Annotated in this window: 10 protein-coding genes; 2 read left to right on the top strand and 8 right to left on the bottom strand. The window is 49.8% G+C overall.

Annotation, left to right across the window (positions count from 1 at the left end; translation table 11 throughout):
- The first annotated feature begins 166 nt into the window (after positions 1-166).
- On the top strand, positions 167-2,644 hold the full coding sequence (locus tag SCARR_RS19395; RefSeq protein ID WP_136063304.1) for a DUF4238 domain-containing protein: 2,478 nt from the start codon (positions 167-169) through the stop codon (positions 2,642-2,644).
- Positions 2,645-3,295: 651 nt separating this feature from the next.
- Here the strand turns inward: SCARR_RS19395 and SCARR_RS19390 are convergent.
- The 8 genes from SCARR_RS19390 to SCARR_RS19355 all read right to left on the bottom strand — a co-directional run bounded on the left by SCARR_RS19390 (position 3,296) and on the right by SCARR_RS19355 (position 11,540).
- Positions 3,296-3,568 carry a hypothetical protein gene (locus tag SCARR_RS19390; RefSeq protein ID WP_136063303.1) on the bottom strand — a complete coding sequence of 91 codons (273 nt, stop codon included), beginning with the start codon at positions 3,566-3,568 and terminating at the stop codon, positions 3,296-3,298.
- A 45-nt stretch (positions 3,569-3,613) separates the two neighbouring features.
- Complete coding sequence (locus tag SCARR_RS19385) at positions 3,614-4,042, bottom strand: hypothetical protein (RefSeq protein WP_136063302.1); 429 nt, start codon at positions 4,040-4,042, stop codon at positions 3,614-3,616.
- Positions 4,043-5,167, bottom strand: a complete 1,125-nt coding sequence (locus SCARR_RS19380) for a glycoside hydrolase family 53 protein (RefSeq protein WP_136063301.1) — start codon at positions 5,165-5,167, stop codon at positions 4,043-4,045.
- Entirely contained in the window at positions 5,164-6,525 is a 1,362-nt protein-coding gene (locus SCARR_RS19375) for an ATP-binding protein (protein ID WP_136063300.1), read from the bottom strand. The genes SCARR_RS19380 and SCARR_RS19375 overlap by 4 nt, the downstream gene beginning before the upstream one ends.
- A 232-nt stretch (positions 6,526-6,757) precedes the next feature.
- Entirely contained in the window at positions 6,758-6,994 is a 237-nt protein-coding gene (locus tag SCARR_RS19370) for a hypothetical protein (RefSeq protein WP_136063299.1), read from the bottom strand.
- An 80-nt stretch (positions 6,995-7,074) separates the two neighbouring features.
- The gene (locus SCARR_RS19365; RefSeq protein ID WP_136063298.1) at positions 7,075-8,922 is read right to left on the bottom strand and encodes a hypothetical protein; all 1,848 of its coding nucleotides are present in this window, start codon (positions 8,920-8,922) and stop codon (positions 7,075-7,077) included.
- A 418-nt stretch (positions 8,923-9,340) separates the two neighbouring features.
- Positions 9,341-10,459, bottom strand: a complete 1,119-nt coding sequence (locus SCARR_RS19360; RefSeq protein ID WP_136063297.1) for a glycoside hydrolase family 53 protein — start codon at positions 10,457-10,459, stop codon at positions 9,341-9,343.
- Positions 10,460-10,568: 109 nt separating this feature from the next.
- Positions 10,569-11,540 carry a LacI family DNA-binding transcriptional regulator gene (locus tag SCARR_RS19355; RefSeq protein ID WP_136063296.1) on the bottom strand — a complete coding sequence of 324 codons (972 nt, stop codon included), beginning with the start codon at positions 11,538-11,540 and terminating at the stop codon, positions 10,569-10,571.
- Between the two features lie 589 nt (positions 11,541-12,129).
- Here SCARR_RS19355 and SCARR_RS19350 point away from each other — a divergent pair.
- Positions 12,130-12,639, top strand: a complete 510-nt coding sequence (locus SCARR_RS19350; RefSeq protein WP_136063295.1) for a hypothetical protein — start codon at positions 12,130-12,132, stop codon at positions 12,637-12,639.
- Positions 12,640-12,724: the final 85 nt, after the last annotated feature.

Raw genomic sequence — 12,724 nt, 5'->3', positions numbered from 1 at the left:
GAATTTCTGTTTTTACTAGATTACGGGACTGGCACCTTTCGATGACCCTTTCGAGAAATGCAGGCACGCCAAGGTCAAAGGACAGATCCTTTGGACTTGAAGAGTTTGAGGTAGTGTGGGCGTGGGTAGTCGGAGCGGCTGCCTAAATTATTTTACAGGCTGAGTGATGCAACTTTCTAGAGACAATCATTATGTTCCAATTTGGTATCAAAAAAGGTTCCTGTCATCTGATACTTCTGCATTTTATTATCTAAACTTAAATCCTGGTCAGAAGAAACTCCCAGATGGGCGGGTGATTCATTTTGAGGCCATAAAATGGCCTTTTCACCCGAAGCAATGTTTCTATCAAACCGATTTATATACAACGGCCTTTTTCGGTTTTCTAAATGATGAAATAGAGAGGTATTTGTTTGGTGAGGTTGATAACAATGGGGCTATAGCTGTAGCAGCAATGGCTGATCAGGACATCTCGTTACTTCATGAATATCATAAGAGATTTTTTGAATATATGGATATTCAAAAATTGAGAACCCCAAAGGGACTCGAATGGATTAAGTCAAAATATCCAAAATTAAATCACAATGAGCTCCTTCTAGAGATGCAGCGAGTCAGGATGTTGAATTGCACATTGTGGGCAGAGTCTGTGAAGGAAATTGTTTCGGCTAAATCGGCAAGCATAAAATTTCTGATATCAGACCATCCTGTAACAACGTACAATTATGCATGCAACCCTGTTTCTGCAGAGTGTGCCTTTCCGAACGATCCAAGAATTGAGATGAAATCAACTCAAACGATTTTTCCACTGGACCGTGACAGGTGCTTAATATTGACTAATTTGGACTATGCTCGGAATCCAAATCTTAAAGATCCCAAGGCGAATCGTCCAAATGCCAATCCAGGCCGAGACACTTTGATAAGAATAGATAACACGATATGTACCCGCGAGCTGTCCGATGAGGAAGTAGTACGTATTAACTGCATCATAAAGTGTCGTGCGAAGCGGTTTGTCGCTGCAGGAAATAAAGACTGGTTGTATCCCGAAAAAAGTCTTGGCGAGATTAGTTGGAAAGAATGTGGTAAAGTGTTACGGCCTCCAGAAAATGAAATACATCATTACGGCGGTGAGATATACATTGGATATGAAGATGGCAGCTCTTCATTTCATGATGCATATGGAAGGACGCAAGATGTTGGGCATCTCCAAAAAGAAAAGCCAAAAAAGAAAAGCGGAGCTAATGATTACTGTCCCTGTGGGAGCGGGAAAAAATTTAAGAAGTGTTGCCGAGGAAGATCTCCCGAAGAGTGTCCGGATAGCTCTGTCTTAAGTATACGTGAGCGAAATATTATTCTATTTAATGCGATATCCGATATTTTGAAGTTAGGCTCCTGTTCTGATTGGAAGGACATAAGGGATGGTTTGACCAACGATCAAATTATAAAAATCCATGAGGTTGTTGCTGCTCTATGGCCGAAAGAATCGGAGATCATGGCTTTAATGCCTAGACCGGATTCTCGGATTGTAAGAGCTTTATTCTCTGGTGATCTTGACCCGCAATATATTTCACGAAATATCAATACGTTCTTATTGTTTGCTGATGAAATATTGGTTCAGAGTCCGTTTCCTAATCCAAATGTACTGCACGATGACTTCAACCCATTGAAAAAGCCTGAGTTGTACAGACAGGAAACTCTAAAGAACGTAATGTTTCTTATGAGCATCATGCCGTTTGTTGAATTGGGTGTGATTGTTTTATTTCCGGATCCACTACTCCATTATCCTAAGTTGCGCGAGGAAGTTTGGGAGGAGGCAGAAAAACGAAAAAATGATATACCTATTGATATGAAATCAGCGGAGGCGAAGATGCTCGAGCAATATAAACGCTCCATTTACTCTCTTCCTGATGACATGTTAGGTGAATATTTTAGATCTGCATCTTCGGAATTATCTAAAGAAGAGCTCTCAAATTTAGTTGAGTACGCTAAATATATGCGGAAGCGAGATCCGTTCATAAGTACTGGAGAAGATTGTTCTGAGAGCCAGTTGCTTATATCTCATATGGCACCTAATTTCGAAATGAGTATGTTTATTGCTCAATCAACGGGATCGATACTTTTTACTGACGAACCGCACCGTTGGAAAGAGATTAATAATTACATTCCAGCTCTCACTCCAAACGATCCCTTGTCAATTGTTTCTGAATATCTTCAGGATCTAGAGATCGATACAGCTTATCTATATGACCCCAATGAATACTTGCGTTCCAAGCAAACTTCCGAAATGCAGGGCATCAAATCTTCCATTAAGGCACTTATGAACCGTTTGCAGTCCGGCACCTGCACAAGCAAAAGCGATGCCGATGGTTTTGTTGACGAGATGGAGAAGGCACGCATAAGCCTGAGTAAGGCTGTAAATCGGCATAATTCAAAATATATCGGCAATATTGAGCAGCGCCTAAACACAATGAAAGTGCGGCTTTCCTGTTCAGTATGTTTACAAGGACATGAAGCTAATTCCGTTTATAGGCTGCTAATGATGTATGCTGGTCATTCAAAATACTTAACATCAGTTCCCGTATCGTTGTTTTTGCAGCATCCAGATGAAAATGGGCTTTTCGAACAATTATCACGGAGCGGGGGGGGTTGAACATTCGACATAGCCTGTTTCCAATGTCAGGAATATGGGTGTGCAAATTTTACAACTCTTGGAGTCCAGTGGGCAAAAGAGGCCGGCGCTCAGCGGCGGTAGCAACGAGGCCATCTGGCAATAGGGCTTTGGCGAATGGGAAATCTGTTCCAATGCCTGGACGTTTTAAAACAAAGCTGGGCCCACGGCTGTTAAAATCTCTGTAGCGCAACCACATTAGTGATTACCCTGAATTCGGAAATGAGCTAACCACTAATCTGCACTGATCTGCACTAATCTCCTGTAAATCATTACTATATGACGATGTGCGGCGAGGAAACAGGAGTCCTCTGATAAGTGAACTGGGGATTTTATATAATCCCTTCAAGATTAGTGGCTATTAGTGAAAATTAGTGGTTCCATTTTCCCTTTTAGGATTACAGTTGCACTGTTCGATTGAAAGCGGCGACGTGGTCGCCCGCATTCCAAAGCGGCTTCACCGCAATAATTGTCCTGTCTACAATCGTCCTGTCTAAAACAGCCGTCGCGGGGCGGTTGCCCAACGTGGTTACGGGAGAAATGCGAGCTACGGATTTGCCATCGCATTGAGGGCGGGGAGGGCGTGCCTGTTTCTTGTCGAAGAGGGCCGTGCTGCCGGCGCACATTATGGCATCACTTGTTTTCGGGGAGGGATTGCGACAGGATCCATGTGTAGAGTTCCTCGGTTTCGAAGGGCAGCTTCATGCTTTTGTGGGTCGCGCCCTCAAACGACGTGAATTTAAACTGCGGATTGATCTGCGCGATAAGATCCGCGCTTTCCTTGGCGTTTGCATAGGGAACCACGGTGTCCCGATCCCCATGGAACATCCAGATCGGCTTGTCCTTGATCTTTTCGATGTCCCATTTTTCGTGGATTTTTCCCGTTTTTGATGCGCCGGAAGCCATCGGGACAAAGGCCGCGATATCGTGGGCGCCTTCAAACGCATAGGTTCAGGTTCCCGCGCCGCCCATGCTGTATCCAGCCACATAAATACGGCGTTCATCGATGTCATGGTTGGCGATCATATAGTCCAGCAGCTGGTCGATGCTCCCGGCCGGCCAGCCTTTTTCGGACTGAGGCCGGACAACATTGCATACCAGGTTATTGCGGCTGAAGCCCTTTGCAAAAAGACTCTGAACGGTACGGATATCCGCCTTGTGGCCGCCCGCGCCGTGCAGAAAAATCAGCAGCGGTTTCTTGCCGGGGTTTTTAGATGCGTAATAGAGCACCTTTTCCTTTAACCCATCGATACTGGGGGAGAGCAGGTTGCGGGTATATCCTGGAACCGGCGGCGGCGCTTTTACCTCGCCGGTTGCAGCAGCGTCCGAGAGAACGGGAATAATCAAAACGGCCAGCAACGAAATCTTCAAACGATTCATTCAGTCCATCCTTTGTTCTTTTTTCATGTCTAAACTATCCGTCGAGCTGTGGAATGACCGGGCGGTTTCGGCAAGGGTTCCAATGGCCGGAAGCGAATGGCCTTCGCTGTCGAAAAGCGCCGTGGCTCCGCCGAGCCAGGTGTTGTGGTCTTTGACGGGCAATGCTTCGGGATACCAGTAGAAGATGCCGATGCCATGGCCGTTGGGTGTGGCTTTAGTTTTTTCGGTTAGGGCCTTTAAAAAGTCGCGTTGCCCTTCGGGGGTTTCGGGGAAGTCCAGCTCGTGTTTCTTTTTTCTGATCGTGCGATACGGATAGGCGGTCTCCGCAATGATGACGTCTTTTTTAAATTTCCGGCCGAGCTGTTCCAAATTGGTTTCCAATCCCTGGAACTTTCCGTGCATCCAGGGATAGTAGCTCAGCCCGATGATGTCGTAGGGAACGCGGTGTTCGTTCAGGTGCGTGAAAAACCAGTCCGTGACGGCGGGGTTGACGCCGCGGTCGATATGGATGACGATTTTGGTGTCTCCTTTGGGATCGATTTCACGGACTCCGCGAATGCCGGCTTTCAGCAAGTCGGTGAATTGTTCCCACTGTTTGGAATCCTCCCGCTCCTTCCATTCCAGCTGGCCGTCCGGCCATAGCATGCCGGGTGTGATTTCGTTTCCAATCTGAACATAGTCGGGCATGCAATCGTATTTTTTGAAGGTATAGATGACACTGCGCGTATAGGTAAAGACTTCCTTTTTGAGCAAGGCAAAGGGCAGCTCTTCCCAGGCTTTGGGTTTGGACTGATGGCCGGGATCGGCCCAGGTGTCGGAATAGTGCAGGTCGAGCAGGAGTTTGAAGCCGTGTTGTTTTACACGCTGCGCCAGCTTGACCGTGTACTTTATGTCGTTGACCGCTCCCCATTTCCCGTCGGCTTCGAGGAACAAACGGAGACGGATGGTGTTGTAGCCATGCGCCTTGAATATAGCCAGCGCGTCCTGCTCTTTGCCGTCGTCGAAATAGCGCGCGCCGCGCTCCTCCAACAGCGCCAGCCCGGACAGATCCGCACCAATCATGAACTCCGCGAAGGAAGGCGCGGCTCCAAGGCAGAGCGTTAAGATCAGTGCGGTTATTCTCATTCAGCATTCCTTGCCTGAGGGACATTCAGGTGTTGGGCATATTCAGGGATTTTAGAGGCGTGGTAGTAGGGGATGTTGGCTAGCTGGTATTTTGAGTTTATTCCGGCTTCCTGAATCAGGTGGGGGCCGCGATATAAGCGAATGGCGAGGTGAGCATCCGGACAATTTTCCATGTAGAGGTGAAGGGAGCGAAGTTTTCCGGTTGCTCCTGATTTGACTTCGACCGGCAGGGGGACTCCGTTGAGGGATAGCATAAAGTCGATTTCCGCCTGCGACTGGGTTTTTTGCCGCACCCAGAATTGGGGCGGGTTTCTTTTGTCGTTGTGTGCAGCGAGCAGTTCTTGTCCAGTCAGCTGCTCGAGCAAACCTCCTCGGAAATCGTTTGAAAGGTCATCGATTCCAATCAGGTTTTGCTGGATGCCGGTGATGTAGTGCAGCAGTCCGGTATCAATCCATTGCAGGCGCGGTGATTTTTTTAAGTCCGGGATGAACGGCAATTGGAAAGCGGTGGTGGGATACAGCAGCGAGATGAGCATGACCTGTTCGAGTGTGCGAAGTGCTTCGCCGGTTTCTCTGGAGCCATAGCCGGATTCGCCGAATCCCGTAAAGCGTATTCGTTTCCCGGCTTGAAATGGAGCAGTTTGCAGGCAGTGCCGCAGAATCCGTGTCATGGTTTGGTTTTTTGCATATTTAGGAATGTCGTCTACATAGGCTGTAAACAGATTTTCGTATATGCGGTTCACGGCAACGATGTCGCGGGTGACTGCGTAGCCGGCAACGGCTTCCGGCATGCCGCCGACGAGCGCATAGCGGTGATAGAGAGCAAAGAGTTCTTCGGTTGCAAAGGCCGGGGAGGGAACCTGCCGGAAGGTCTCCTGCATTTCAGGGGAAGAGGTTGCCCCGATGAATTCTTCAAAATTCATCGGATACATGTAGCGAAACTCAACGCGGCCGACAGGGAATGAAATATGTTCGCGCTGCAATGCGATCTCCAGAAGCGATCCGGCGGCGACAACATGCAATGCCGGAAGCTTTTCGTGGAAATAGCGAAGCATCGCCACCGCTTCCGGGCAGCTTTGGATTTCATCGAGGAACAGAAGCCATGAATCGGCATCCGTCGGGATGCCGTGGCGCAGTTTGATGGCCTGAATAATTTCTTCGGGAGTCAGCTTGCGTTTGAAAAACTCAATGTTTTCCGGGAGCTCCATGTTCAGTTCTGTGAAATGGCTGTAGGAGTTTGCGAACATCCGCACGGCAACCGTTTTACCGACCTGCCGGGCTCCCCGAAGAACCAACGGCTTCTTTAGGGGAGATTTTTTCCACTCATTCAGTGTTGAGAGAATGTGTCTGTTCAGCATGGCCAACTCCTTTCTTGTTGCAAAGCAAGGGTATTTATATTGACCGTGTGTCGCAAAGCAAGGGTTGTTTGTTGTGTTTTTCGTCACGAAGCAAGGTTGGGCCACAGGGGAGCCAGCGCCTTCGGCAATCTATATTCCTTGTTCTGTGTGAACCATTCCCTATGAGCATTATTTGCATTTGCAAATTATTTTTACGCTACGCTTCAAGGCGTTATTCAGTGGCGCAGCCCCGCTATGCCTCCTCGTCTTTTGCTTCGATCATTTCGACGGTCCAGCGTTTGAGGCGGTGTTTGTACTGCGATTTGTAGACGGCATAGTAGCCGAGGATTTCTGACTCGTCACCTTCCCAGTTGCAGCGGCGGCAATAGTATTGCTCCTGCTCCTTGTCGTAGAGCAGGTCATAGTCGATTGCTCGGAAAAGGCATTGGGGGCAGCGGTAGTTGATGGGGCCTGTAATTCCTTGGGACATAATAAATCTCCGATTTGTGGAGTTAATAGTTATTTGTTATTGGTTATTAGTGAAGAGCATTTCCTGATAACGAATAACCATTAACTATTAACTCCATCTGCCTGTTCAATTTTAAAGGTGGAAACGAGCGCCTCATCAAGGGCAATTTCCTTATGGACACCGATCTTCAGGTTCGGTGCGAAGGAATAGCCTTCTTCGTAGTAGCCGGCACAGCCCTCGTTTTCAGGCGTCAGGCTCACTTTGGTCTGCACCATTGGAATGACAGCCTCGACCGTTGCGGCCTCATCGGTCTTGAACTCGCGGCAGCGGTAGTCGTAGGAGAGATCGTTGCGTTCCCCATCTTTTCCAATGACGGAAAGCGTGCAGCCGGTGAGGTCTTCGGGATATTCCGTTGTGCCCCAGCAGGAGGTTAGAAACTCGTCGATCACCACCTTTTTGGTTGGATCGGAGGAGCCGACCACTTTCCGGGAAATGATAATTTCACCCGTGTTTTCCTTAAAGGTATAGGAGGTCTGAATCTGGACTTCCAGGGTTTGGAACTCGACCGTTACCGGACGCAGGATGCATTTGCGCCAGCCATCGCCCTCTTCGTAGGTGGCCGTGGTGCGGCAGGAACTCAGATCAACCTCTTCTTTGCCAAAGCGAATCTTGGCGCTCTTGATCGCGCCTTCGCCGGCATAGTGAACAAACGGCCCGGCACGGTAGCGCGAGTGCACGATGTAGGGATAGGAGGCGTCCTGATTTGCTTTTGTTCCCGCACCGACAGGGCGGCGCAGTTTGGAGGCGTAGGGGCGCAGGTCGACAATGGCGCCGCCCATTTTCATTTCCACCGTAGCGCGCATCTGCGAGTCGGCATACCAGAAGACCTGGTTCTTGGTTCCAAAGAGCGTATCTTTCCAAAGCGCGCAGCAGGGTTCGTTGATCGCTTTATTTTCGCGATACCAGTCGGCAAATTCCGTCATGGTCAGGTCTTCGGCTTTGCCTTCTTTCTTGAGGTCGCCGTAGTACGCCATCATATCCTCGTAGGATTTGACCAGCGTTTCGTAGCCGGTTTCCCAGCGGCCCGCTTTTCCCATCCAGCCGGGGCCGACATAGATGAGGTTGTAGGAATATCCTTTGTTGTATTTTTTCATGACCTGGTATTGATCGATGAGGTTGTACTGGAAAGGCAGGCGGTCGCCTTCGTTAATCAGCCCGCGGATGACGTTTTGCGGGTGGGTGCCGAACATGTCGCCTGCGTTGTCCTGAATGGCGAGCAGGTCGCGCGAAAGATGCGGGACGGCAACGATGCCGAGATCATCCTCTTCGTTTTCGGCAATGGCCTGTGAGTTGTATTTGGATGGTACCCAGGCCGTCCAGGGCGCGCCGTCCATGATGGTGTACCACGAGTTGTTGGCGTGGCGGAACACCTTGGGGCCTTCTTCAAAGCAGGTGGCGACGGCGATTTTTACCATCGGATATTTCTCTTTCATGAAGGCGATCAGCTCGGCATCCATGTAGTAGGAACCGGTCGAGGTCGGGTAGAAGCCGAAGACCTCTTTGAAGCGTTCGAAGGAATCGACCACGATGCGTTTTTTGTCGTCCATGTGGTAGAGCCAGATGGCGGGATCTTTCAGTCCGTATTTTTCGCGGAACTCCTCGCAGTTGACGCCGAGGAAGGTGTGGGCGATTTCGTCGCCGAACTCCTCGTGGTATTGCTTGGCTAGTGCGATGGCCTCGTCGTTGTAGAGCGCGGCATAGGTCATCTGGATCGTGCATTTGATGCCGTTGCGATGGGCGATGTCCTGCTGGAGGCGGAAGATGTCGAGCGACTCGCCGACCACTTCCTCGGCGCCCAGATCATCGGCCTTGCCTTCCACCGCGTCGGTGTTGATGTATTCCGGCACCAGTTCCGGCCGGTGGATTACGTTAATAATAAATTTATCCATGGGTGTTCCTTGATTAGTTTCTTAGCACTCAAGCTTCTTGCCGCTTTATGTTCCTTAACGGACGCCCCTTTACTGGCTCTGCAGCAGAGAGATCGCCGCAAAGAGTCACAAGAGGCACGAAAACTCAGCGGTTTAGTTTCTCTCTATTCAAATCCGATCATGTTTAAGCAACATTTCCACGATGCAATCATCTCAACATATTGTGTGGGCAGAAAAATTGGTGGCAGAAAAATGAATTGAGCATGCTGTTGAGGAGATATTTCTGCCCTCCATTTTTCTGTCCATAACAACTTGGTTCCAGCTCTGTTGGGTTAGGTCTTTGTGTTCGTTCAGTGCGCAATTGATTCTCAATTGTGCGGCCATTATTTATCCTGTTGCGAAGCCGCATTATATATTGAAAAAAGGGTTGTGGCCCGGCCTAGGCTGATTCCAGCTCGCGCGTCTGCTTGAAGACGTCCAAGGCGGGCAGTGCGTTGCCCTGTTCATCAAAAAGCGCGCGGGCCCAGCAGGGCGATGCGTCGGCCTCGTCTTCGGTTCCGGGGATTGGAATCCATTCGGGCGCCCAATAGAAGATGCCTTTGCCGTGGGAGGACGCTTTTACGATTTCAATGACATCTCCCATGAATCGCTTCTGGCCATCGGGTGAAAGGGGATATTTGCCCGTGAGACGATCCCAGCCTTCCTGATCACCGCTCAAAGCATTTTCATACATTTCGTGGTGCTTATGTGGATAGGCGACTTCGGCGAGGTATAAATCCTTGTTGTAGCGCTTGCCGAGGAATTCAAGCGTTTCGGCCAGATCCTCGGGCATGCCGTGCCAGAAGGGATAGTAGGATTCGCCAATGGCATCGAACTCGACCCCCTGTTCCATCAGGTTATCGAAGAACCACTGGTTGGTCGGTATGTCGCCGCCGCGGTCGATGTGCATCATGATCGGGGTCGGCTTTCCGGTCGCCACATGGGCCCCCTTGATGCCGGCCTTGAGCAGTTTACCGAAACGATTCCAGGCCTGCTTGTCATTTGAGGATTCCTCGCGCTGCCAGTGCGGCGTGTTGACATTATGGGCCTGTGCAACCCGTCCATGATTCCAGAGCATCCCGGGGGTGATTTCGTTGCCTATCTGAACCATGTCGGGTTCGGCTCCAACTGAAACAAAAGCGGCAACAACCTGCAGCGTATATCGGTATACTTCCTGTTCCAGAGTCAGGAAGTCCATCTCCTTCCAGGCTTTCGGTACATGCTGTTTGCCCGGATCGGCCCAAGTGTCGGAATAGTGGATGTCTAACAGGAATTTGTAGCCCGATTCAACCAACTGTTTGGCCAATGCGAGTGTATACAAAAGATCCGTGCATTGTGCACCATGTCCCGAAGGGGAGTGGAACAGGCGCAAGCGAGCCCATTCAAATCCCGCCTGCTTAAGAAACGAAACCGGTTCGATGGGGCTGCCATCGATGCGATACGCGGCCCCTTGATCTAAATTGCGTTTCAGGAGCGAGAGGTCTGCTCCCATTACTAAACTGTTTTCTGTTTGATTCATACCCAGAGTGATTCCTCAATGCTGGTATGGGTATAGTATGTATTTAACCAAAAGTAAAACAGTTTGATAAAAAAATGAATAATCACCGACGGGGCGGATGTTTCAGTTTTTAACGAACGGAATCGCGCTCGATGAGATCCACCGGGAGCGTCAGTGTGCGCTCTTTGATCGTCTGTTGCTCGGATAAGGCCAGCACCATGTCGACTGCCGCCTTGGCCATGTCCTCAAGCGGTTCACCCATAGTGGTCATGGGGGGGTGCTGGAATGCGGATATCCCGGTATTCTCTCCGCCGATCAGGCAGATGTCGTTGGGAACGTCGAGATTCATCACATTTCCAAGGACGTGCAGGGCCTCGATCGCCTGCATGCTGGTTCCCGGCACGAACAGTGCATCCGCCCCGTTTTTCACAACCCGGTTCACGACCATATAGATCGATTCATCGTGCTTCATCAGAATCTGAAGCTTGCTGTCCACCGGCAGCCCGGCTTCCTGGATGGCATCGGTATAGCCTTTCATCCGGACCTTGGCCGGGATCGTATCGCCGGAAAGAAATGCTAGCTTTTTCATGCCGCGTTCGATGAAAAACTTCGCCGTTTTGTAGCCGCTCTGATAGTGATCGGAACGGACCACGTACTGTTTGGCGGTTGCTTCAAAATTATCGAGATAGACCACGGGAATTTTTTTCTCAATCTCCTTAAGCATGGTCTGGATTTCGGGCTCATAGGTAATGGCAACCACGCCATCGATGAAATAGCCCGGCAGCTGTTTTACCGGATCGGAAGGCAGCAGCATGCCAACGTTCTGCTCCGAAAGAGCAAACGCCACGTGCGAGGTCAAAACGCTCGTGTAGCCTCTGAAGCGGTCGGTAAAATGCGGTTCGGTGATGACCGCGACCTCCTTGCTCCGTGCGGTTGCCCGGGGCTTCAATCCGATTTCATGGGCCAGCTCCAGAACCTTTGCCCGTGTCTTCGGATTGACCTTGTCCTTGTTGTTCAGCACGCGGCTCACCGTCCCCGGCGAAACATCCGCCAGTTTGGCCAAATCATAGATAGTAGGACGTTTGTTGTTTTTCGTACTCATGGCGAAAAGGTAAAACTATTTTACCATGTTAGGCAACAAGTTTAACAGGTTGGCTGCGGATCGGGATGGGTGGCCTAATTTCTTTCTTGCGCAAAATGTGAGACAGTTCGGATATAGGTGACGGGCTCTGGTGCAAAAGCTCGATGAATAAAAAAAAGACGGCTCGAATGAACCGTCTTAAAGTATGGCGAGAGTGACGAGACTCGAACTCGCAACCTCCAGCGTGACAAGCATCCAAAACCTTTAGGCGCCGTTTCCAATTTGTTGCTGTTTGTATCCTTAACTATCTTGTAAATAGTAAGATATCAAGTTTATCGGGCATTGCAGGGGTTAATGAAATAATGTGAAATAGGGTGGAAATCGCTCACCCAAACCCGTAGTTTCCCCCGTAGTTTTCAGCGTGTTTCACTCCCAGCGTACCGAGCTGGCTGTCTATAAATGCTGTAAAATATTACGATTGGAACCCGTAGTCTTTCCTTATTTTTCCTAATGAATTTCCGCATTTATCCGGCCCGTTCCCGCAGTTTCCGAGATAATTTGTAGGTATCATAGTTTCCTGTTAGATTGCTGGTATCAAGGCGAATATAATATGAAACTCAATGAACTGGCAAAGGCAGTTGGAAAGAGCGCGCCGTATGTGCTGACGCTCCAGAAAAAGTTTGGGCTGCCGGCCTGCAAGGACTATCCCGACGGCTATGCCGTACTGGTGAAAAAGCTGATCTATCTTTCCATCTGTTCCGTACCCGACAAGGAAATCAAGTTACTGCTGGCTATGGAAAAGAATCTGCTGGAGCTGCTAAAGGTCGATTCCCTGCACGATGGGGAACGCTGGTTTGAAAGTATGTGCGTTGTGAAATCCGGTCCGACCCGTCTGCTGCTCTCCGGCTATGACCTGGGCCACCGGGTCGATTGCCAAACCATTCAGACCGGACTCGACTTCAGCGATCGCGAAAAGGAACTCTTTCAATCTGCCGAGATGGGCGCATCCTCCCTCCGCGAGCTGCAGCGGTATTCTGAAATACTCAATAAAGTCAAAGTGCGCATTAATCAGGAATTACCCACGGTGGTGTCTGCTCTGAAATGGGCCGCCCATCTTTGAATGTTGCAGGCTGCTTTGGGCTCGGGACGGTCGTAGTTGCGCTTGAGGGGCTTCTTTAGGCATAAAAAAACCGCTCCGAGTTACC

Origin of the sequence: Pontiella sulfatireligans, from assembly GCF_900890705.1 — a bacterium.
Lineage (GTDB): Bacteria > Verrucomicrobiota > Kiritimatiellia > Kiritimatiellales > Pontiellaceae > Pontiella > Pontiella sulfatireligans.
Note: the sequence above shows the minus strand (reverse complement) of the source record. Positions and strands in the feature narration are given on the sequence as shown.